Origin of the sequence: Aeromonas dhakensis (genome assembly GCF_002285935.1) — a bacterium.
GTDB classification, from domain to species: domain Bacteria; phylum Pseudomonadota; class Gammaproteobacteria; order Enterobacterales; family Aeromonadaceae; genus Aeromonas; species Aeromonas dhakensis.
Genome location: NZ_CP023141.1, coordinates 2,228,770 through 2,251,254, shown reverse-complemented (window position 1 = coordinate 2,251,254; position 22,485 = coordinate 2,228,770). Strand labels below are relative to the sequence as shown.

Annotated in this window: 20 protein-coding genes; 15 read left to right on the top strand and 5 right to left on the bottom strand. The window is 63.3% G+C overall.

Annotated elements, in window-relative coordinates; all coding sequences use genetic code 11:
• Positions 1–102: 102 nt before the first annotated feature.
• Positions 103–678, bottom strand: a complete 576-nt coding sequence (gene grpE, locus CK627_RS10870) for a nucleotide exchange factor GrpE (RefSeq protein WP_005303011.1) — start codon at positions 676–678, stop codon at positions 103–105.
• Between the two features lie 266 nt (positions 679–944).
• On the opposite strand from grpE, the gene nadK reads away from it, so the two are divergent.
• From nadK to CK627_RS22575, 10 genes are all read left to right on the top strand, one after another.
• On the top strand, positions 945–1,829 hold the full coding sequence (gene nadK, locus CK627_RS10865; RefSeq protein WP_005303013.1) for an NAD(+) kinase: 885 nt from the start codon (positions 945–947) through the stop codon (positions 1,827–1,829).
• Between the two features lie 148 nt (positions 1,830–1,977).
• Positions 1,978–3,642: a DNA repair protein RecN gene (gene recN / locus CK627_RS10860; protein ID WP_005303015.1), complete on the top strand. Its 1,665-nt coding sequence runs from the start codon at positions 1,978–1,980 to the stop codon at positions 3,640–3,642.
• Positions 3,643–4,242: 600 nt separating this feature from the next.
• Positions 4,243–5,136 (top strand): DHHA2 domain-containing protein, encoded by an 894-nt coding sequence (locus tag CK627_RS10855; RefSeq protein WP_095592331.1) that lies wholly within the window; start codon positions 4,243–4,245, stop codon positions 5,134–5,136.
• A 378-nt stretch (positions 5,137–5,514) separates the two neighbouring features.
• Positions 5,515–5,955 (top strand): universal stress protein, encoded by a 441-nt coding sequence (locus tag CK627_RS10850; RefSeq protein WP_095592330.1) that lies wholly within the window; start codon positions 5,515–5,517, stop codon positions 5,953–5,955.
• 224 nt (positions 5,956–6,179) lie between these two features.
• Complete coding sequence (macA, locus tag CK627_RS10845; RefSeq protein WP_019840184.1) at positions 6,180–7,343, top strand: macrolide transporter subunit MacA; 1,164 nt, start codon at positions 6,180–6,182, stop codon at positions 7,341–7,343.
• The gene (locus CK627_RS10840; protein WP_095592329.1) at positions 7,340–9,283 is read left to right on the top strand and encodes a MacB family efflux pump subunit; all 1,944 of its coding nucleotides are present in this window, start codon (positions 7,340–7,342) and stop codon (positions 9,281–9,283) included. Before macA ends, CK627_RS10840 begins: the two co-directional genes overlap by 4 nt.
• A complete protein-coding gene (locus tag CK627_RS10835; protein ID WP_095592328.1) occupies positions 9,280–10,653 on the top strand; it encodes an efflux transporter outer membrane subunit in 1,374 nt (457 codons plus the stop codon). The genes CK627_RS10840 and CK627_RS10835 overlap by 4 nt, the downstream gene beginning before the upstream one ends.
• Positions 10,654–10,812: 159 nt before the next feature.
• The gene (locus CK627_RS10830; protein WP_017786340.1) at positions 10,813–11,619 is read left to right on the top strand and encodes a siderophore-interacting protein; all 807 of its coding nucleotides are present in this window, start codon (positions 10,813–10,815) and stop codon (positions 11,617–11,619) included.
• Positions 11,620–11,876: 257 nt separating this feature from the next.
• On the top strand, positions 11,877–12,983 hold the full coding sequence (locus CK627_RS10825; RefSeq protein WP_167385317.1) for a 3-deoxy-7-phosphoheptulonate synthase: 1,107 nt from the start codon (positions 11,877–11,879) through the stop codon (positions 12,981–12,983).
• A 319-nt stretch (positions 12,984–13,302) separates the two neighbouring features.
• Complete coding sequence (locus CK627_RS22575) at positions 13,303–13,488, top strand: hypothetical protein (RefSeq protein WP_139398470.1); 186 nt, start codon at positions 13,303–13,305, stop codon at positions 13,486–13,488.
• A 56-nt stretch (positions 13,489–13,544) separates the two neighbouring features.
• Here the strand turns inward: CK627_RS22575 and CK627_RS10820 are convergent, their stop codons facing one another.
• Positions 13,545–13,955, bottom strand: a complete 411-nt coding sequence (locus tag CK627_RS10820) for an H-NS family histone-like protein (protein ID WP_095592326.1) — start codon at positions 13,953–13,955, stop codon at positions 13,545–13,547.
• A 402-nt stretch (positions 13,956–14,357) separates the two neighbouring features.
• Positions 14,358–14,780: a GNAT family N-acetyltransferase gene (locus tag CK627_RS10815; RefSeq protein WP_095592325.1), complete on the bottom strand. Its 423-nt coding sequence runs from the start codon at positions 14,778–14,780 to the stop codon at positions 14,358–14,360.
• A 183-nt stretch (positions 14,781–14,963) separates the two neighbouring features.
• Here CK627_RS10815 and CK627_RS10810 point away from each other — a divergent pair, with 183 nt between their 5' ends.
• On the top strand, positions 14,964–15,464 hold the full coding sequence (locus tag CK627_RS10810; protein ID WP_005303036.1) for an SRPBCC family protein: 501 nt from the start codon (positions 14,964–14,966) through the stop codon (positions 15,462–15,464).
• Positions 15,465–15,541: 77 nt separating this feature from the next.
• Here the strand turns inward: CK627_RS10810 and CK627_RS10805 are convergent, their stop codons facing one another.
• Both CK627_RS10805 and puuR read right to left on the bottom strand, forming a co-directional pair.
• The gene (locus CK627_RS10805; RefSeq protein WP_095592324.1) at positions 15,542–16,819 is read right to left on the bottom strand and encodes an NAD(P)/FAD-dependent oxidoreductase; all 1,278 of its coding nucleotides are present in this window, start codon (positions 16,817–16,819) and stop codon (positions 15,542–15,544) included.
• A gap of 51 nt (positions 16,820–16,870) precedes the next feature.
• Positions 16,871–17,485: an HTH-type transcriptional regulator PuuR gene (puuR, locus tag CK627_RS10800; protein WP_017765712.1), complete on the bottom strand. Its 615-nt coding sequence runs from the start codon at positions 17,483–17,485 to the stop codon at positions 16,871–16,873.
• 310 nt (positions 17,486–17,795) lie between these two features.
• Here puuR and CK627_RS10795 point away from each other — a divergent pair, with 310 nt between their 5' ends.
• The 4 genes from CK627_RS10795 to CK627_RS10785 all read left to right on the top strand — a co-directional run bounded on the left by CK627_RS10795 (position 17,796) and on the right by CK627_RS10785 (position 22,398).
• Positions 17,796–19,259 (top strand): NAD-dependent succinate-semialdehyde dehydrogenase, encoded by a 1,464-nt coding sequence (locus tag CK627_RS10795; RefSeq protein WP_095592323.1) that lies wholly within the window; start codon positions 17,796–17,798, stop codon positions 19,257–19,259.
• A gap of 148 nt (positions 19,260–19,407) precedes the next feature.
• Complete coding sequence (gene gabT, locus CK627_RS10790; protein ID WP_095592322.1) at positions 19,408–20,697, top strand: 4-aminobutyrate--2-oxoglutarate transaminase; 1,290 nt, start codon at positions 19,408–19,410, stop codon at positions 20,695–20,697.
• Positions 20,698–20,932: 235 nt separating this feature from the next.
• On the top strand, positions 20,933–21,058 hold the full coding sequence (locus CK627_RS23155) for a hypothetical protein (RefSeq protein ID WP_005303046.1): 126 nt from the start codon (positions 20,933–20,935) through the stop codon (positions 21,056–21,058).
• Positions 21,055–22,398 (top strand): APC family permease, encoded by a 1,344-nt coding sequence (locus CK627_RS10785; RefSeq protein ID WP_005303048.1) that lies wholly within the window; start codon positions 21,055–21,057, stop codon positions 22,396–22,398. The genes CK627_RS23155 and CK627_RS10785 overlap by 4 nt, the downstream gene beginning before the upstream one ends.
• Positions 22,399–22,485: the final 87 nt, after the last annotated feature.

Below are 22,485 nucleotides of genomic sequence, written 5' to 3'. Positions count from 1 at the left end.
CCTGCAAAAACCCCACCTTTTGTCATGGCCGGGCCATGACGCACCGCAGGGATACACAACAAAAAGCCCGCCAAGCGGCGGGCCTGGGCATCAAGCGCCGACTCAGTCGACGGCCTTGGATACCATGACCATGGCCGGACGGATCACGCGACCGTTCAGCTCGTAGCCTTTCTGCATCACGGCGATGACGGTGTTCGGCGCCACGTCGGCACTCGGCACCATGCTCATCGCCTGATGGGCGTTGGGGTCAAACGGCTGGTTGGTGGGATCCAGGGCCGCCAGGCCGAACTTGGCCACGCCGCTCTGCATGGATTTCAGGGTCAGCTCGACCCCTTCGATCATCGGCTTGAGGGCGTCGTTCTCCTTGTCGGCCAGCTCGATGGCGCGTTCCATGTTGTCCAGCACCGGCAAGAGCTCGGCGGCGAACTTCTCCAGCGCGAACTTGTGCGCCTTCTCCACGTCCTGCGCCGCGCGACGACGCAGGTTCTCCATCTCGGCGACGGCACGAATGGCGCGCTCGCGCTCTTCGGCAGAGGCTTGCTGGGCAGCTTCCAGCTGCGCCTCCAGCTCGGCAATGCGGGCCTGCTCGGCTGTCACTTCACTGTCTACATCGGTCGGCTCGACTGGCTGGGCTTCCACTTGCTCCATCGCTTCAACCTTTTGTTCTTCGTGGTTCATGACATCTCCAATTGCGGGTTACTTATGAGGGCCCGTTCTCCGGTTGCGCGACCGGACGGCAACGGGCCGACTATGTTGGCGCTATTATGGGGATGGATCCCCGGCTTTCAAGGGGAAAAGGGCGCCATTATCGCCAAGGAGGTGAAGCGACAGGCAATTTACGGCGTTTTCCCGCCCCATGGCGCAAGCGGACACGCCGGCAGCAGACAAATCCCCCCCAAAGCGCGGTATACTCCCCCCAATACTCATCCCAGACCCGACAGACCATGGATTCTCCGTTCAAAACCATCGCCCTGATTGGCAAACCCCACCACGAAGGGGCCAACCAGACCCTGACCGGCCTGCATCAATACCTGACCACCCGCGGTTTTCGGGTACTGGTGGAGAGCCGGGTGGCCCACGCCCTCGGCATCATGGACGAGAACGTGATGGATCTGGTGCAACTGGGCCAGCAGGCGGATCTCGCCATCGTGGTCGGTGGTGACGGCAACATGCTGGGGGCCGCGCGGGTACTGTCGCGCTTCGACGTGGCGGTGATCGGGGTAAACCGGGGCAACCTCGGCTTTCTCACCGATCTCTCGCCGCAGGATTACCTGCTGCCGCTGGAGCAGGTGCTGTGCGGCCACTACAAGAGCGAGCACCGCTTCCTGCTGGAGGCGGCGGTCTATCGCCACGGCGAGCGCAAGTCCAACAACCTGGCGGTCAACGAGGCGGTGCTGCACCCGGGCAAGATTGCCCACATGATCGAGTTCGAGGTCTACATCGACGGCAGCTTCATGTACAGCCAGCGCTCGGACGGCATCATAGTGGCCACCCCCACCGGCTCCACCGCCTACTCCCTGTCGGCGGGCGGCGCCATCCTCACCCCCAAGCTCAACGCCATCACGCTGGTGCCCATGTTCCCGCACACCCTGAGCAGCCGCCCCATCGTGCTGGACGCCGACAGCGAGGTGCGGCTGCTGGTCTCACCGGACAATCAGGACGACGCCATGCAAGTGAGCTGCGACGGTCAGGTGACCCTGGCGGTCCACCCGGGGGACGAGATCCTCATCAAGAAGAGCAGCCACAAGCTGCATCTGGTCCATCCGCTCGATTACAGCTACTTCCACGTGCTGCGCAACAAGCTCGGCTGGGGCAGCAAGCTGTTCTGATCCCCAGCCCTGCACTCCATCTCCCTCACAAAACGGTCCCTGGCGCGGGCCGTTTTGCATTCCGTCCCGCGGCGACATCTTTACTGTATGGAAAACCAGTATATACTGGATGCATACACAGTAATGTTGGCCCATACAGGATGAGACCATGCTGACCCAGCTGACCGTCAACAACTTCGCCATCGTCAAGTTTCTCGAACTCGATCTGCAACCGGGCATGACCTGCATCACGGGTGAGACCGGGGCGGGCAAATCCATCGCCATCGATGCCCTGGGCCTGTGCCTGGGGGAGCGTGCCGAAGCCGGCATGGTGCGACCGGACAGTGACAAGAGCGAGGTCAGCGCCCGCTTCCTGCTGGACGGCAACCCGGCCGCTCGCGCCTGGCTGGCCACCAACGAGCTGGAAAACGAAGGGGAATGCATAGTGCGGCGGGTCATCTCCGCCGAGGGGCGCTCACGCAGCTACATCAACGGCGTGCCCGTGCCCCTCACCCAGCTCAAGAACCTGGGCCAGCTGCTGGTCAACGTCCATGGCCAGCATGCCCACCAGATGCTGCTCAAACCCGATTACCAGCTCGCCCTGCTCGATGGCTACGCCGGCCACCATCTGCTGCTCGATGAGGTGCGCCGCCACTACCAGCAGTGGCGCCAGCTGCAGAACGAGCTCAACCGGCTCAAGGCCGAGCAGCAACAACGGGAGGCCCGCCGCCAGCTCATCGAATACCAGGTGCAGGAGCTGGATGAATTTGCCCTGCAACCGGGGGAGTTTGAAGAGATTGAAGAGGAGCACCAGCGCCTGGCCAACGGTACCGAGCTGATGCAGGAGTGTGGCGCCTGTCTGGATCTGCTTTATGACAACGAGGAGACCACCATCGCCGGTCTGCTGCAGACCGTCGTCGATCGGGCCGAGGGGCTGGTCGCCATGGACAGCCGGCTGGGCGACGTACTCGGCATGCTCAACGAGGCCCTGATCGGGGTGCAGGAGAGCCACAGCGAGCTGCGCAGCTACCTGGATCGGCTGGAGCTGGATCCAGAGCGCTTCAACGAGCTGGAGAGCCGCCTCTCCAAAGCCATCAACCTGGCCCGTAAGCACCACGTCAAACCGGCGGAGCTGGCCCTGCACCATCAGGAGCTGGCCGCCGATCTGGCGCGCCTCAACTCAGACGAAGAGCGGCTGGAGGGGATGGAAGACGAGCTGGCCGAGGCCCGCCAGGCCTTCGTGCAGGCCGCCGAGGCCCTGAGCCAGAGTCGCCAGCGCTATGCCGAGGAGCTCGGCGCCAAGGTGAGTGCCAGCATGCACGAGCTGGCGATGCCGGACGGCCGCTTCGCCATCGAGGTGCGCCCCGATGCCCAGAGCAGCCTGTCACCGCTCGGCATCGACCGGGTGGAGTTCATGGTCACCACCAACCCGGGCCAGCCCATCCAGCCGCTCGGCAAGGTGGCCTCCGGCGGCGAACTGTCGCGTATCAGCCTCGCCATCGTGGTGATCAGCGCCCGCAAGATCTCGACGCCGACCCTCATCTTCGATGAAGTGGACGTGGGGATCAGCGGCCCGACAGCGGCCGTGGTAGGGCGCCTGCTGCGCCAGCTGGGTGAATCGACCCAGGTGATGGTGGTCACCCACCTGCCCCAGGTCGCAGGCAAGGGGCACCAGCACATGGTGGTGAGCAAGCACACCGACGGCAAGACCACCGAAACCCAGATGCAGGCGCTGGATCAAAGTGCCCGTCTCAACGAGCTGGCCCGTCTGCTGGGGGGCGATCAGATCACCGACAACACCCTGGCCAACGCCCGCGAACTGCTGGCCTGCTGAGGCAAAGGTCAGCCATCTGCACGCGGGGCCCACGTTGAGGATCAGGTTCCCCGCGTAACCCCGCCTGCTGGTGACGGTGGTTTGCGGCGCCGCGGCGGGTGCATCATCACCATGCCGCCGTTGCCGCATTCTGGAGAGCTCACTCCCGAGAGATCACTTTCTGGCGATTTGAATGGTCACGGCCTGCCTGGCCGGATCGAAGCCTCATAGCCTCTCGCTCATACCGAGACACGGCCTAATCTCTTTGCTTGCCCATCCCCCTATCCACCTCTTGCAACGTGAACCTTGCGGCCATGGGCGATCCCCCGGCGCTTGCCACACAGCCATCTCCTTCCGCTTGTCTCCCTGTTCGAGTTTGCCTACCTGCCCTAATCTGCTGCCCGGGTCTGCCTCCCTACCCAGCCCCAAGGCGATTCAGCAGCAGGAGTGCGCGCCCCTTTTACAACCGGGTCTCGCCCGCCGCAGGACGGCCTGCGCTGGTTGCCATCAGCGGGGACGGCGCATAGAGTGAATCCAGAGCAGGGCAAGCCCCCTGTTTTATCATTTGCCCCGCATACCTGATCTTGCCTCAGGTACGTCATCAACCGCAGGAATGGCACCATGCTCCACGTGTTTGGTCACAAGAATCCCGATAGCGACAGCATCTGTACCGCCCTGGTGGCTGCCGACTGGCTCAATCGCCAGGGCCGCCCTGCTCAGGCCTATGCCCTCGGCGAACCCATTGCGGAAACCCGCTTCATTCTGGACACCGCCGGCGTCACCGCCCCGCCCCTGCTGCAGGGCAGCGTGGCCAACAAGCAGGTGTTCCTGGTGGATTTCAGCGAGCTGGAGCAGGGGCCGGAGGGGCTGGCAGAGGCCGACGTACAGGGCCTCATCGACCACCACCGCATCGGCACTCTCATTACCCGTGGGCCGCTCGATGCCTGGATCCGGGCCGTGGGCTGCAGCGCCACCGTGCTGCTGGAGCTGATGGGTTACCATACCCTCTCCCGCGCCCAGGCTCGCCTGCTGCTCGGGGCCATCATCAGCGATACCTTCAGTCTCACCTCGCCCACCACCACGGCGCGCGATCGCGCCGCCGTCCATGCCCTGCTGCCGCTGGCGGATCTGGCGCTGGAGCCCTTTGCCCAGACCCTGCTGGAACGCCGCACCCAGCTCGGTGACGCCCCCATGGCCGAGCTGCTCGCTGCCGACGAGAAGGCGTACCGGATCGCCGGTTACCAGCTCTATGTCAGCCAGATCTGCGTGATGGATCCGGGTCAACTGCACAGCCGGCAGGCGGAACTGGAACAAGCCATGCAGCTGCGGCTGGCAGAGGATGGGCTGGATGCCTATGTCCTGATGCTGACCGACCTGGCTCAGGGGGGCAGCCAGCTCCATTTCGCCAGCAACGGCATCCTGCCCGCCCACCCCATCCAGCTGATCGGCGCCGTCAGTCGCAAGAAAGAGGGGCTGCCCTGGCTGACGAGCTATCTGGCAGGCAAGCCACTCTGACGCTGACCCGGCGAGTCCCGCTTCACGCCGGACTCGCCGTTCTGCTCACCCGTCCCACCCACTCTCTTGTTATCTTGCCGTCTGCCAGCCAACACCCTCCGGCATGGCTCCAGAGAGGGGCCAATCCCGGCTTTGCTCACACTTTTGACGGCTCGCACGTCATTTGCCCGTCCAGCCCAGGTTTTCCTTCATTTTCCATTCAACTCAGTCTGTTATGATGATGTAAACGAGCATGCCCTGGCGCTGCATCAGCGACACCCGCTGACACCGGCAGCCACAGAGACAGGTTCGTGCTATGCGACACATAGCGGGTACACAGTGATCTGGGACAGGCCGTTTGTCCCTGGTGGCCCGCACCATGCCAAGGGAGAACTGCTTATGACCTCAACCAATATCGTGCTGTTGCTGGAAGGCAAGGATTACGAGCAGGAGACGCTGGCCAAAGCGAGTCAATTGGCACAAGGAATGGGGGGCGAGCTCACCCTGCTGCACCTGACCCACAGCAGCAAGATGCGCCGCAACAGCCTGTCGCTGTCGGAAGAGGAGCGCAGCGCCCAGGGTACGCTGGACGCTAAGGCCATCATCAGCGAGCTCATCACCACCCTGCAACACCCGGTGGATTACCAGTGCCTGGTGGTCGATGACGTGGTGCCTGACCTGAAACGCTGGCTGGCCACTCACCCGATGGATCTGCTGCTGGTCGGCAGTCGCCACCACTGGATGGAGGGCTCCCTGGCCCGCCTGCTTATCTACAAGCTGCCGCTCGACATCCAGATCTGCCACGAGCCCTACGCCAAACAACTCAAGGCCGTCGGCTGACGACCGGCCCCCGCCGACTCAGGCCGGGTACCCGAATGACCTCCCGCAGCGGGCTTTTTCGCCCGCTGCCCCCTACCCCGTCTGCTCGCCAGGAAGCCCGGCCAGGGCACGCTAGTGACAAGACTATCTACATGTTTTCTTACATATTCATCACTGTTTTTTGAGCCTCGTTTGCTGCAGGATGTTGCCCTTGCACGCCTTCGTTCGCTTCTTTCAGGTGAAAAATGAACATCACTACCAAGCAGAGAAAAATTGCCCTGCTCGCCCTTGTGCCCGTGCTCGCCATCGGCTGGTTGGCCTGGCCGAGCAAGGCACCCGAGCCGGTACTGACCGCCGAGGTGACCCGCCAGGACGTAGAGCAGACCGTACTGGCCAGCGGTGTGTTGCAGGCCATCGAGCAGGTAGACGTCGGTGCCCAGGTCTCGGGCCAGGTCACCTATCTGGCGGTAGAGGCAGGTCAGAAGGTCAAGCAGGGAGACCTGCTGGCCGAGATCGATCCGCTGATCGCCCAGAACAACCTCAAGACCGCCGAGGCGGATCTCGCCAGCCGCCGCGCCCAGCTCAAGATCAAGCAGGCCCAGCTCAAGCAAAACGAGCTGAGCTGGCGTCGTCAGCAGCAGATGTTCAGGCAGGAGGCGAGCTCGCGCGCCGATCTGGAGAGCGCCGAAGCCCAGCTGGCCGTGACCAGAGCCGAGCTGCAGGGGGCATTGGCTGAAGTCGACAATGCCCAGATCAAGGTGGAGCGAGCCAAGACGGAGCTCGGCTACAACCGCATTCAGGCGCCCATGGATGGTACCGTCGTCAGCATAGTGACCCGCCAGGGGCAGACCCTGGCCGCCAGCCAGACGGTGCCGACCCTGCTCAAGCTCGCCAACCTGGAGACCATGACGGTCAAGGCGCAGATCTCCGAAGCGGACGTCACCCGGGTCAAGGCCGGCATGCCGGTCTATTTCACCCTGATGGGGGATCCGGACACCCGCTACCACGGCACCCTGCGCACCGTCGAGCTGGCCCCCACCAACATCAATGAGCAGGCCACCAGCACCACGGCCACCAACAACGCCGCCGTCTACTACTACGCCCTGTTCGACGTGCCCAACCCGGATCACACCCTGCGGGTCGCCATGACCACCCAGGTCACCATAGTGCTCGGCGAGCGCAAGCAGGTGCTGACCATTCCGCAGACCGCCCTTGGCAAGAAGCTCGGGGAGAACGAGTACGAGGTCACCCTGCTCAAGGAGGATGACCAGAAGGAGACTCGCCGCATCAAGACCGGCATGAAGGATGACATCAAGGTGGAGGTGGTCAGCGGTCTGAGCGAACAGGAGAAGGTCACCCTGAACCAGGGTTCGCCGGTCAGCGGCAATGACGTGGAGATCATGCTGTGAGCGAGCCTCTGATCCAGCTCAAGGGGATCGAGCGGCGCTACCAGAGTGGAGAGCAGGAAGTGACCGTGCTCCATCCCCTCGATCTCGCCATCGAGGCGGGAGAGATGATCGCCATCGTCGGCGCCTCCGGCTCCGGCAAGTCGACCCTGATGAACCTGCTCGGCTGCCTCGATCGGCCGAGCAGCGGCCAGTATCTGTTCCGCGGCCAGGACACCGCCACCCTGGACGCCCTCTCCCTCGCCAGGCTGCGCTGTCACCACTTCGGCTTCATCTTTCAGCGCTACCACCTCTTGCCGCACCTCAATGCCGCCGCCAACGTGGAGATCCCGGCCGTCTACGCCGGCACGCCACGGGCCGAGCGCCAGGCCCGCTCCCAGACACTGCTGGCGCGACTGGGGCTCAGCGAGCGCAGCCATCACACCCCGAGCCAGCTCTCCGGCGGCCAGCAGCAGCGGGTCAGTATTGCCCGTGCGCTGGCCAACGGCGGCGAGGTGATCCTGGCGGACGAACCCACCGGGGCCCTCGACAGCCAGAGCGGCAAGGAGGTGATGGCCATCCTCAGGGAGCTGCACGCTCAGGGCCACACCATCATCCTCGTGACCCACGACATGGAGGTGGCCAGCCACGCCGACCGGATCATCACCCTGAAAGATGGCCGGGTACAGGATGACAGCGGCCGCAAACCGGCCGCCTCTCCCGTGACCCCGACTGCCGCCCCCGACGGCAAGGAAGGGACAGGCCACGACTGGGATCGCTACCGGGAAGCGGCACGCATGGCGCTGCACGCCATGCTGGCCCACCGCATGCGCACCTTCCTCACCATGCTCGGCATCATCATCGGCATCGCCGCCGTAGTGAGCGTAGTGGCGCTCGGCCAGGGGGCCCGTGCCAAGGTGATCGACCAGATCAACGCCATGGGCACCAATACCATCGACATCTTCCCCGGCAAGGATTGGGGGGACGAGAAGGCCGCCAGCATCCAGACCCTCAACAAGCGGGATCTCGACGCCCTGCTCGGCCAACCCTACCTGGAAGGGGCCAGCCCCCAGATCGCCGCCTCCGGCCAGCTGCGTTATCGCAACAAGACCAACAGCGGCAGCATAGTCGGGGTCGGCAGCGACTTCTTCCGGGTCAAGGGGATGAAGCTCACCAACGGCCGGCTGTTTGACGAGCGCGACATCCAGAACCGGACCGCGGTGGCGGTAGTGGACGGCAAAACCATAGAGAGCCTGCTCGGCAAACAGGATCCCGTCGGCCAGGTGGTATTGGTCGGCACCCTGCCGGTGCGCATCGTCGGCGTGGTGGAAGAGGAGACCGGGTTTGGCCGCAGCAGCCAGTCGGTGAACGTCTGGCTGCCCTACAGCGCCGTGATGAGCCGCCTCATCTCCCAGAACCACTTCAGCCAGCTCACCATCCGGGTCAAGGACGGGGTGCAACCGGCGCTGGCCGAACAGGCCGCCATCGAGCTGCTGACCCAGCGCCACGGGGTGAAGGACTTCTTCACCTTCAGCAGCGACAGCATCATCAAGTCGGTGGAGAAGACCACCGCCACCATGACCCTGCTGGTCTCCGCCATCGCGGTGATCTCCCTCATCGTCGGCGGCGTCGGGGTGATGAACATCATGCTGGTGTCGGTGGTGGAGCGCACCCGTGAGATCGGCATCCGCATCGCGGTCGGTGCCCGCCAGTCGGACATACTGCAGCAGTTTCTGATCGAGGCGGTGATGGTGAGCCTGCTGGGGGGCATGCTCGGGGTGGGGGTCTCCCTCTTCATCGGCCTGCTCTTCTCCCTGTTCGTGGAGAGCATCCAGATGCACTTCTCGCTCTTTTCCATCCTGATGGCGTTTGGCTGTTCCTCGCTCATCGGGATCCTGTTTGGCTATCTGCCCGCCCGCAATGCCGCCCGGCTCGATCCGGTCGAGGCGCTGGCGAGGGAATGACGATGTACCACTTATCCAAACTGGGGCTCTGCCTCACCCTGGCGCTCGGCCTCGGCGCCTGCAGCCAGCAGAGCAGCTATCAGCGGCAGGAGCTGGCATTGGCCGACCATTGGCAGCAGCCGGGGGACGGTCTCACCCGCCAGTTGGCCGGCCCCTGGTGGCAAGGCTTCCACGATCCCGAGCTCAATCGGCTGATCGAGGCCGTGCTGGCTGCCAACCCGGACATGCAGGTCGCCGGCCTGCGCCTGCGCAGCGCCCTGCTCAGTGCCGATCTGGCCGACACCAACCTGACCCCCTCGGTCGATGCCAGCCTCGGCGGCAATGGCACCAAGAATCTGAAGAGCGGCAAGAGTGAAGGCAGCATGGGCCCCTCCCTGACCCTCGGCTACGAGGTGGATCTGTGGGGCAGGCTGGCCTCGGTGCGGGATCAGGCGAGCTGGGAGGCCGAGGCGTCCGCCCAGGATCTGGCCGCCACCCGCCTGATGCTGATCGGCAAGGCGCTCGAGCAATATTGGCAGCTGGCCTACCTTGGCTCGGCCATCACCCTGGGCCAGCAGCAGCTCGCCAACTATGTGCGCGCCGAGCAGCTGACCCAGGCCAAGTACCGGGCTGGCGCCGTGACCCGGCTCGATCTGGTGCAGGCCAGCCAGCAGAAGGCCGGCAAGCAGGCGGAGCTCAGCTCGCTTCTGATGCAGCAGGAGCAGGCCCGCAATGCCCTGCGCCTGTTGCTCGGACGCAGCAGCGGCCCGCTGGCGCTCGAACCCAAAGCGCTGCCGACGGCCGCCATCCCCACCCTGGCGGTCGGCATTCCGGCCGACGTGCTGGCGCGGCGTCCCGACGTGCGCGCCGCCGAGCTGCGCCTGCGCAAGACCCTGGCGAAGGGGGACGAGATCCGCACCGGTCTCTACCCCACATTGAAGCTGACCGGCGGCGCCAACAGCAGCTCGGACACCCTGACCCAGGTGCTGCAAAACCCGGTGGGTACCCTGGGCGCCTCGTTGGCGCTGCCCTTCCTCGAGTACAACAAGACCCGGCTCGCCATCGCCGGCGCCAATCTCGATTACCAGATAGCCGAAGCGGAGTTTCGCAAGCAGCTCTATGGCGCACTGGTGGAGGTGGAGGATGGTCTGACCGCCCGCCACCACGGCGAGCAGCGCCTGAGCTACCTGGCCGAGCAGCTGGACTTTGCCAAAGAGGCGGAGCGGCTGGCGAGAGCCCGCTACCAGGCCGGCGCCACCGGGGTACAACCCTGGCTGGATGAACAGAACCGGCTGTGGGACGCCGAGCTCGCCCTGCTCGGCCAGCAGAAGGAGCAGCTCAACACCATGGCCAGGATCTACAAGGCGCTGGGGGGCAGCGATCGCCCCTGAGCCAGAGCCCCCCCTCGCCCCATGGCGAGGGGGGGCTATTTTTCTGCACGCCACTGAACTTCCCTTCGCTTTCCCCTCTCTGACTCTGTCACACAAACCAATTGATAATAATTTTCATTTAATGAAGAATGGGCGCCATTATCAGTCAGGAGTATGCCCATGTCCCAGTCCGCCCCGGTCAACCGCCCCCGCCTGCTCACGGTCAAGCACATTCAGGATGTGAGCCCGCACCTGCGCCGGATCTGCCTGACCAGCCCGGAGCTCGCTGACTACCCCTTCACCTGTGGCGGCGCCCATATCAAGATCATGCTGCCCCAGCCGGGCCAGGCCCATGCCGTGCTGCCCACCCCCACCCCGCAGGGGCCGCGCTGGGAAGACCCGAGCCAGCGTCCCATCATGCGCACCTTCACCATTCGCGCATTTCGCCGCGAGGCGCTGGAGCTGGATATCGACTTCGCCCTGCACGATGATGGCGGCCCCGCCAGCCGTTTCGCCAGCCAGGCCAAGCCGGGCGATCTGCTGGCCATCTCGGGCCCCGGTGGCCCGGATCCCATGCTGCAACCGGCCAGTTACTACTACATGGTGGGGGATCTCACCGCCCTGCCCGCCATCAGCGCCATGATTGAGGTGATGCCTGCCGATGCCCGCGGCCACATCGCCCTGCTGGTGCCCTATCAGGAAGATGTGCAGGATCTGTCGCTGCCCGCCGGGGTAAGCCTGCGCTGGTTTGTCGGCCCCCCCGAGCAGACGGGGCCGCTGGTGGAGTACTTCACCGCCCTGCCGCTGGAGGAGCAACAGAGCTACTTCTGGTTTGGCGGGGAAGAGGGCTTGGTGGTCCCCATGCGCCGCCACGTACGGCGCACGCTCGAGGTGGATCGCACCCGGGTCTACGCCGTGCCCTACTGGCGCCACGGCAAGGATGAAGAGGCCTATCACCATGCCCGTCACGACGTGATGGACAGCTAAACCAGCTGATTTTGTCCTGAAATATCAAGCCCATAGCCTGCCGGTCATGGGCTTGATTGCCATTGGAGCGGCCTTGCCCGCCGGCGCTCTCCCCCCATTCTGGTGTGCCACTCGGTTGTGCTTGCATTTGCGGCCGACAACAAGATAATGATAATCACTCTCAACTATAAAAGGTGATGACGCCCCATTGCAGCTCCCGTCCGGGTTCCGGTGTGGAGTGCACGTCACTCACTCCTATGCACAGCAAGGTAATCCAGATGGCAGTTTTAAACTCGGTAATGCGCGCCTTCGCGGTGGAGGCACTCCCCACTCCTGCCGACCTGTTGGCACTTCATCCCTGTCCCGCCGAACTGGCGACCCGGATCGACCAGCACCGCCAGCAGGCACACCGGATCCTGGCTGGAGAGGACGATCGCCTGCTGGTGGTGATTGGCCCCTGCTCCATCCACGATCCCCTCGCCGCCCTCGACTATGCCAGACGGCTGGCCTCACTGGCCCACGCCTATCAGGATCGGCTGCAGATAGTGATGCGCACCTATTTCGAGAAGCCCCGCACCACGGTGGGCTGGAAGGGGCTGGTGTTCGATCCCCATCTGGATGGCAGCAACGACATCAACCACGGCATGCGGCTCGCGCGCCAGCTGCTGCTCGACATCAACCAGCTGGGGCTGGCCACCGCCACCGAGTTTCTCGATACCACCAGCTTCCTCTACCTGGCCGATCTCATCAGCTGGGGGGCGATCGGTGCCCGCACCACCGAGTCGCAAGTTCACCGGCAGCTGGCCTCGGCCCTGCCCTGCCCCGTCGGCTTCAAGAACGGGACGGACGGCAACATCCGGGTGGCCATCGATGCCATTCAGGCGAGCGAAGCCTCTCATCTGTTTACCGCCCCCGGCAGCCAGGGCGGCATGGTGGTGATCAAGAGTGAAGGCAACCCGGCCGGCCACATCATTTTGCGCGGCGGCACCCGCCCCAATTACCACCAGAGCGATGTGGAAGAGGCAGCCGAGCGGCTGGCACGGCAGGGGCTTCCCCCCCGGCTGATGGTGGATTGCAGCCATGGCAACAGCCAGAAGCTGCACAAGAACCAGATCCGGGTGGCGGGGGAGCTCTGCCGTCAGCTGGAAGAAGGCAGCGACGCCATCGCCGCCGTCATGGTCGAGAGTTTCCTGCAGGGTGGCAGCCAGAAACCTGCCCCTCTGAGCGAACTGGTCTACGGCCAGTCGGTCACCGATGCCTGCCTGTGCTGGGATGATACCCAGACCCTGCTCGCCATGCTGGCGGATGCCGTCGAGCGGCGCCGCCAATATCCGGGACAGCCCCGGCCGGACCCTGTTCGCTGGCCGGCCCAGCTGGCAAGTTGAATCCATCGGGTGAATAAGGCTCCCGTAACGGGAGCCTTATTATTTCCCCACTTTCCTTTTCCAATCTCCCCGCCATACCACCGATTAAATGCCCAGGGCATCTCTTTCCCATAAAAAGTGCGCAGGTATCCGGCGCCTGCCGCAATAAAACAACCGGGGTAATACGCTGTGGTTCGTCCAACCAGGTCGCAAACAGTGAGCAGACCGATTAATGCCATGAACAACAACCAAAGGGGGGAGGCAAAGCGCCAGAAACAGGTGATCTCTTAATGCTGATGGTATCGTCCTGGAATGACCTACCTAATACTTGACGGGCTATATGAGTCCAGCAACAGGAGGGGAAGAAGGCAGCCAGTCACACCATAAAAACGATGTCGGTGATGAAAAAACCAGCCAACTGGAAATTAATCGTTCAATCAGGCGGCAACAAATAGGGGTGACATCATGCGACAAAAACCAGTCGGATAAAACAGCATGGGGAATTGACAGGGGCGGCTTTCAATGAGCACAAATAATAATGCCGCCTCATGGGCGGCATCATTCATGATCGACCCGAAGGGATCAGATCAGGAAATCATTCAGATCCTTGCCCAGCGCAACTTGCTCGGCAATGGCCTTGGGCATACGGCCCTGACCGGTCCAGGTCTTCTCCTGGCCATCTTCCTGGTACTTGTACTTGGCAGGACGCGGAGCACGCTTGCTCTTGGTCGCGCCAGCAGCGGCAGCCGGGGCGGCAGAGCTGTTCAGCAGTTCACGGGGATCGATACCAGCCTGCTGCAGCATTTCGGTGAACTCGTTCAGCTTGCGCTGACGCTCTTCCTGCTCGGCACGCTCCTGTTCAACAGAATCGGCGCGCTCGTTATATACCAGATCGAACTTCTCTTTTGCTTCTTGCAGCTGTTCAAACGGCAATTCACGGATGGCCGCACGCAGGCTGCGAATGTTCAGCAGAACTTTCAGAAACTCGTTCATTACTTCCTCACAGAATTATTTTTGTTTGTCACAGGGATAACACAGCTTGAGAATAGCACGGCAGTTTGAGAACAACATAATGTTTTTATAAGAGCTGTCACTTTCTTAACAAAAAAGTTCTGGCTGAATATAGCGGCCACTTTATTCAGCCATTACTCATTGGCCCGCCTGCAAGATGGTTTACCATGCAATTACCCCATGTAACGCATGGCAAATAGATCCGGCACAGCTTGTCATATTTTCCGGCAGGTGATGCCAGCTATTTTTACAATTAGCCACGGCTGTTAATTTTTCCGCCACTCACACGAGACTCTAGGTAGACAATTGACACTATATATTGCCGGCGATGGCTGCCGGCAACCTCTCCAGTGCGAATAGGCAAACTGGGTATGACAAACCGCCTTATTCCAGGATCAGCCGCCGCCAGGGGCCGGTGATCTCGCAGTGGCCGGTTTCAGCCGTATTCTGCCAACCCAACCGGTGATAAAACGCCAGCGCCGCCGTGTTGTTGGTGGCCACCTTGAGGGATGCTGGCTTGTTGAAGGGAGCCAGCCCCTGATTCAGCAGGGCCCGTCCCATGCCCTGGCCATGCCAGTCGGCCGAGACATAGAGGTGGTGCACGAAGCTCTCATTGCCCCAGATGGAGATGAAGCCGCAAGGAGTGCCCCCTTGCTCGGCCACCCAGATCTGCTCGCCCCGGGTCTGCTCGTCAAAATCTTCCAGCCGGAACTGGGCAGGATCGACCCAGTGAAAGGTCTGACGCCGCCCTTTCAAAAACAGCTGCGCCAACTGGGGAATATCCGTCTCTCGCATGGCTCTGATCATCAAACTGTCCCTGTCATATGAGTACCACACCACTCTCCACGGAACACGGGGGCCCTGTCAAATCGCTGGCACAGAATAACGCCGTCGCAATGGCAGGGGTGTGACACACCTCTGTCCATTTCATGAGCCATGGGACTATACTGCCTGAGTCCCGTGTATGGATGTTTTGAGGCTCGCTGATTTATGGATAACAAGCAGATAGAAGGCAATATCTTTGTTCCGGCCCATATCGACGACGTCTGGCGTGCCTGGACAACCGAAAGCGGCCTGCGCAGTTTTCTGGCGCCGGAATGCCTGATGGTGCCGGAACCGAATGGTCCCTTCGAAATCTATTTCAGACCCGATGCCCCGCTGGGCGAGCGTGGCAGCGAAGGTTGCCGGGTGATGGCCGTCATGCCCCACGACCTGCTCAGTTTCAGCTGGAATTTTCCCCCCTCCCTGCCCCATATCCGCCAACAGAAGACCCAGGTCTGCCTGCGCTTCGTGCCGGAAGGTCAGGGCACCCGACTCTACTTCCTGCAGACCGGCTGGGCCAACGACCCGGACTGGGATCAGGGCTACGCCTATTTTCGGGATGAGTGGCTGGAAACCAGCCTGCCCCGCCTGCAATACCGCTTCACCCATGGCCCCATCGACTGGAACAACCCGCCCGACAAACAGCAGTTGAAATCCCTGGCTCAATAAGAGCCCATATAAAGAAGAACACCGCCAGCTGGCGGTGTTTCTTTTTTCATGGTGATCAGACTCGGCGCAACGCTGACTCACACCCCCAGCCGATCGCGCAGGGTGTACCAGGCAGCGCCGGCGGCGGTGAAGGGAATACGGAACAGGCGGCCACCCGGGAAGGGGTAGTGCGGCAGCTTGGCGAACGCATCGAAGCGCTCCGCCTGACCGCTCAACACCTCGGAGAGCAGCTTGCCCGCCAGATGGGTACAGGTGACGCCATGGCCGCTGTAGCCCTGCATGTAATAGATGTTGTGGCCGATGCGGCCAAACTGCGGCAGCCGCGACAGGGTGAGCAGGAAGTTGCCGGTCCAGGTGAATTCCACCTTGACGTCAGCCAGCTGGGGGAAGGTCTTGAGCATCTTGGGGATGATCAGCCGCTCGATGTCCGCCGGATCCCGCGCCCCATAGACCACGCCGCCGCCATAGATCAGCCGGTGATCGCCGGAGGTGCGGTAGTAGTCGAGCAGATAGTTGCAATCTTCCAGGCAGTAGTTTTGCGGCAGCAGCGAGCGGGCCCGCTCCTCCCCCAGCACCTCGGTGGCGATCACCTGGGTGCCGCAGGGCATGCTCTTGCCGGCGAGCTCGGGCACCAGGTTGCCGAGATAGGCGTTGCCGGCCACCACCACGTAGCGCGCCTTCACCGCCCCTTTGGCGGTCTTGACCAAAGCAGGCTGACCCGGCGTGATGCTGGTGACGGCGGACTGTTCGAAGATCTTGCCCCCCTGCAAGCGGATGGCCTCCGCCTCCCCCAGCGCCAGGTTGAGGGGGTGAATGTGGCCGCCGCTCTTGTCGAGCAGGGCGCCGACGTAGCGATCGCTCGCTACCACCTCGCGTACGCCATCGGCATCGAGCAGCTCCAGCTTGTCGTTGCCCCACTTCTCCCAGCGCGCCTTCTGCGCCTTGAGCTCGTGCAGCTGCTTCTCGGTCTCGGCGGCGAACACCCCGCCCTCCTGCAGATCACACTGGATGTTGTAGCGCTTGATCCGCTCGCGGATGATCTGGCCCCCCTCAAACAGCATGGAACCGAGCAGCCTGGCCTGTTCGGGCGGGCAATTCGCTTCTATGGTGTCGATGTCGCGGCTGTAGGAGTTGACGATCTGGCCGCCGTTGCGACCGCTGGCGCCAAAGCCCACCCGGGCCGCCTCCAGTACCACCACCGAATAGCCCTTTTCCACCAGGTGCAGCGCGCTGGAGAGGCCGGTATAACCCGCCCCGATGACGCAGACGTCGCACTCCAGCTGTTCGGTCAGCGTCGGATAGGGCGCGTGTTGGTTGGCACTGGCTGCGTAGTAACTGTTTACATGTTCGGTCATGATCCCTGTTTCCTTACAAGTTCTTTTCCCAAACGAGACGATGTCTCGACACTAGAAGTTGGCCGGGGTGTGGGCGCTGACGATGCGGCAGACCTGCCCCGACGGATTGCTGAAACTGTGGGGCTCGCCCGTGTCAATCACGTAGCTGTCCCCGGCACTGAGCTGATAGGTCTGGCCCGCCACCGTCAGGATCACCGACCCCTCCAGCACGGTACCCACCTCCTCCCCCAGATGGGTGACCTGGCCACCGGTGTCGGTGCCGGGGGCGTAGGTCTCCAGCATGAAGCCGAGCTGGCGGCGGTTGTTGCCGTTGTGCACCAGCTTCATGGAGACCCCCTGGCTGCCCAGCTCGATCAACTGCTCGGCCCTGATCACCACGCTCGGCGTGCTCGCCACCTCCTCTTCGGCGAAGAAGCGCGACAGCGGCAGCTCGTAGACGCTGAGCAGCTTTTGCAAAGAGGCCACCGACGGGCTCACCTTGTCCTGCTCTATCATGCAGATGGCGCCATGGGTCAGCCCGCTCAGCTCGGCCACCCGCCGCTGGGAGAGCCCCAGCCGGCGGCGAGTGGCGGCCAACCGCTCCCCCATGCTCTGCGCCTGGGTACTCTGCGCCAGCGGGTTGTCGGTCATGGACTGCCAGCGCGTCTCGCCCTGTGGTTGCTGCATTCGGCCACCTCCCTGTGTGCCTGGTAGGAGCCATTGGCGGCCCCGGTTAAAATAGCGAGTCAATCCGACCGACCTGTTTGTTATCCTGCACAGTGCACTCCGTTCATTATTTTGCACACCCTGCACCACAGAAACCGGTAAAATCGCTCCAACAGCTCCATTTCTAGCACGCGAGACACAGTTTACTCAAATATATTTAACACTTGAAAAACATTTCAGCTCAATTTATGGTCTTCCTGTGCTTATTATTCTATACGGTGGCGGCACAGGATGAGCCGGCCCCCTGACCCACAATCGAGGCTTGCTATCTATGTCAGCATCACAACCCGCACTCTCCCTGATCAAATCCCTTGCCTATATAGATGGTCGCTGGTGCGAAGCCAGCGGCGGACGCCGATTCGAGGTGCACAACCCGGCCACCGGCCAGGTCATCACCCAGGTACCCGACATGGACGAGGGCGACACCCGCCGCGCCATCGCCGCTGCCCATGCGGCCCAACCGGGCTGGGCGGCGCTCACCGCCAAGGAGCGCAGCAACCGGCTCTACGCCTGGTTCGAGCTCATCATGGCCAACCAGGAGGAGCTGGCCCGCATCATGACCTGCGAGCAGGGCAAGCCGCTGGCCGAGGCCAAGGGGGAAGTGGCCTACGGTGCCAGCTTCATCCAGTGGTTCGCGGAAGAGGGCAAACGCGCCTACGGTCGCACCATTCCGGGTTTCTCCAGCGACCGCCGGCTGGCCACCATCAAGCAGCCGGTCGGGGTGGTCGCCGCCATCACCCCCTGGAACTTCCCCATCGCCATGATCACCCGCAAGGCGGGCCCGGCGCTGGCCGCCGGTTGCACCATCGTCATCAAGCCGGCCGCCGAGACCCCGCTCTGCGCCCTGGCGCTGGCGGCACTGGCGGAGCAGGCAGGGATCCCGGCCGGGGTCATCAACATCGTCACCAGCCATCAGGCTGCGGCGGTGGGCAACGAGCTGTGCAACAACAAGACGGTGCGCAAGCTCTCCTTCACCGGCTCCACCCGCATCGGCAAGCTGTTGATGCGCCAATGCGCCGACACCATGAAGAAGCTGTCGCTGGAGCTCGGCGGCAACGCCCCCTTCATCGTGTTTGACGACGCCGACCTCGACGCCGCCATCGCCGGGGCGCTCGCCTCCAAATACCGCAACGCCGGCCAGACCTGCGTCTGCGCCAACCGCATCCTGGTACAGGCCGGCATCTACGACGCCTTCGCCGAGAAGCTCACCGCCGCCGTCAAGGCCTTCAAGGTAGGCGACGGCATGAGCGAAGGCACCCAGATAGGCCCGCTCATCAACCCGGCCGCCGCAAGCAAGGTGGCCGAGCTGGTCAAACAGGCCACCGCCGCCGGCGCCGAGCTGCTGCTGGGGGGCGAAGCCCACCCCGCCGGCCCGCTCTTCTACCAGCCCACCATTCTGGGCAAGGTGGATAAAACCAACCCCATCCTGCAGGAGGAGATCTTCGGCCCGGTGGCGCCGCTGGTGCGCTTCGAGACCGAGGCCGAGGCCATCGCTCTGGCCAACGACACCCCCTATGGTCTGGCTGCCTACTTCTACGGCCGCGACATCGCCCGCGTCTGGCGGGTGGCCGAGCAGCTCGAATACGGCATGGTCGGCATCAACGAGGGGATCATCTCGACCGAATTGGCCCCCTTTGGCGGCATCAAGGAGTCGGGTCTGGGTCGTGAAGGGGCGGCCGAGGGGCTGGAGGAGTACCTCGAGACCAAATACCTCTGCTTCGGCGGCATCCGCTAGGCAGCCACATCTTGCGCCGGCGGCCGGGCCTGCAACAGGGGCCCGCCCCCCGCCGGTGCAGCCATATCGCTTAACAAGGACGAAGTGAGTGCTCCCAAGGGGCCTCGCCACATTGAGACAGGGGCCCCCGGCCCCTCAGGGAGGAAAGATGAGTCAGTCAGCATCAAACAAGGCGTGGCAAGCACGCCGCGAAGCCGCCGTGGTCAACGGTGTCGGCACCCTGCTGCCGGTGTTTATCGACCGGGCGCAAAACGCCGAGCTGTGGGATGTGGAGGGCAACCGCTACATCGATTTTGCTTCCGGCATCGCCGTGCTCAACACCGGCCACAACCACCCGAGAGTGGTGGCCGCGGTACGCGCGCAGCTGGAAAAATTCAGCCACACCTGCTTCCAGGTCACCCCCTACCCCGGCTATATCGAGCTGGCGGAGAAGTTGAATGCCCTGGTGCCCGGCCCTACCCCGAAGCGCACCCTGTTTCTCTCCACCGGCGCCGAGGCGGTGGAGAACGCCATCAAGATCGCCCGCGCCCACACCGGCCGCAGCGGCACCATCGCCTTCAAGGGGGGCTTTCACGGCCGCACCATGATGGGGATGGCGCTCACCGGCAAGGTGGTGCCCTACAAGACCGGCTTCGGCCCCTTCCCGGGGGAGGTCTATCACCTGCCCTTCCCGAGCGACTATCTGGGAGTGAGCGAGGCCGATGCCCTGGCTGCGCTGGATCTCTGCTTCAGCTCGGATATCGAACCGACCCGGGTGGCCGCCATCATCATCGAGCCGGTGCAGGGTGAAGGGGGCTTCTACCCCGCCTCCGCCAGCTTCATGCAGCGCCTGCGCCAGCTGTGCGACCAGCACGGCATCCTGCTCATCTGCGACGAGATCCAGAGCGGTTTCTGTCGCACCGGCAAGACCTTCGCCACCGAATACAGTGGCATCGAGCCGGACATCATGACGCTGGCCAAGAGCCTGGCCGGCGGCTTCCCGCTCTCCGCCGTGGTGGGCAAGGCGGAGGTGATGAACGCCGCCAAGCCGGGTGGCCTGGGCGGCACCTACGCCGGTTCCCCCATCGCCTGCGCCGCCGCCCTGGCGGTGCTGGAGGTGATCGAAGAGGAGCGTCTCAACCAGCAGGCCCAGGCCCAGGGCGAGCAGATCAAGGCGCGCCTGCAACAGCTGGCCGAGCGTTTTGACTGCATCGGCGACATCCGTGGCCCCGGCGCCATGGTGGCCATGGAGCTGGTCAAGCAGCGCTATGCAAACCAGCCGGATGCCGACCTCACCAAGCGACTGGTGGCCGAGGCGGGCAAGCGCGGGCTGGTGCTGCTGGCCTGCGGCGTGCGGGCCAACGTCATCCGTTTCCTGGCACCGCTGACGGCCTCGCCGGCCATCATCGAGGAGGGGCTGACCCTGCTTGAACAGGCCCTGCAGGCGGCTCACGCCTGATCTGAAACAGAGCATTAGCCCATTAGTGCAAAAAAATGCGTTTTTGCCCCCTTGATATGCTTGTCAAGGGGGCAACACGAATGCACAATGCGCCGCCGCGTAAAAGGACCGACCACTTGCTGAGTCAGGTTCTTTTTTTGCGGCAAACAAATCCACAACGAGGCCGGAACCGACCGGAAAAGATAGCGAGATGGGTTGCCATCTCACGACACCCGCTTCTCTAGTGAGGAACACCATGGGGTATTTCACTGCTTTCCTGCCGGCCCGCGCCGGTCTGCGCCGCCTTGCTGGCGCCCCCTATGCCCAGGTTGATGCCGTCAGCCTGATCCCTTCGGCCCGGATTGAGGGGAAAGCACAATGAATGCCCAACCCGTCGGCCTGAAAAAAAGCCTGAAGCTGTGGCACGTCGTCATCATGGGTCTGGCTTACCTGACCCCCATGGCGGTGTTTGACACCTTCGGCATCGTCACCGAAATCACCGAAGGCCATGTGCCCACCGCCTACCTGTTCGCCCTCATCGGCATGCTGTTCACCGCCATGAGTTACGGCCACCTGGTACGCAAGTTTCCCTCGGCAGGCTCCGCCTACACCTATGCCCAGAAGGTGTTCCACCCTTACGTGGGCTTCATGGTGGGCTGGGTCTCCCTGCTCGACTACATGTTCATGCCGATGATCAACATGCTGTTGGCCAAGATCTACATGGAGGCCCTGTTCCCGAGCGTGGAACCCTGGACCTACATCCTGGGGCTGGCCGCCGTCATGACCTTCCTGAACCTGCGCGGCATCAAGCTGGTGGCCAACTTCAACAGCCTGATCGTCATCATGCAGTTCAGCATCATCGCCGTCTTCATCGGCCTCATCGCCTGGGGTGTCTACCATGGCGAGGGGCTTGGCACGGTGGCGAGCAGCCGTCCCTTCTTCTCCGATCAGATGGCGGTGGCTCCCCTGCTCACAGGCGCCTCCATCCTCTGTCTGTCGTTCCTCGGCTTTGACGCCATCACCACCCTGTCGGAAGAGACGCCGAACGCGGATCGGGTGATCCCCCGCGCCATCGTGCTGACGGCGCTGATCGGCGGCGTGCTGTTCATTTCCGTCTCCTACTTCCTGCAGCTGTTCTTCCCGGACATCTCCCGCTTCCAGCAGCCGGATGCGGTACTGCCGGAGATCGCCCTCTATGTGGGCGGCAAGCTGTTCCAGGCGGTGGTGCTGGTGTGCACCACGGTAGCGGTGCTGGCCTCGGGGCTCGCCTCCCACGCCGGCGTGTCGCGCCTGCTCTACGTGATGGGACGGGATCGCGCCCTGCCGAGCCGCTTCTTCGCCTATATCCACCCGACCTGGCAGACCCCGGCGCTGAACGTGCTGCTGGTGGGGATCCTGGCCCTCTCGGCGGTGTCGTTCGATCTGGAGATGGCGCTGGCACTGATCAACTTCGGCGCCCTGGTGGCCTTCACCTTCGTCAATCTGGCGGTGATTGCCCACTTCTACGTCAAGCTCGGTCACAACAAGACGCTGCGGGATCACTTGATCTTCCTGCTGCTGCCCCTGTGTGGCGCCGCCTGCATCGGCGTACTCTGGCTCAACCTGGAGCCCGCCTCCTTCGAGCTGGGGCTGATCTGGGCCGCCCTCGGCGCCCTCTATCTGCTGCTGCGCCTCACCGTGTTCCGGGTCCAGCTGCGCCGGCCCGAAACCGACGCCTCCTGAGCTCCTTTTCTTCACTACTGCGCCCGCCTTTCGCGGGCGTTTTTTTACCCCTGTTCACCCGCCGTGACAGTGCCCTTCGCGCCAGAG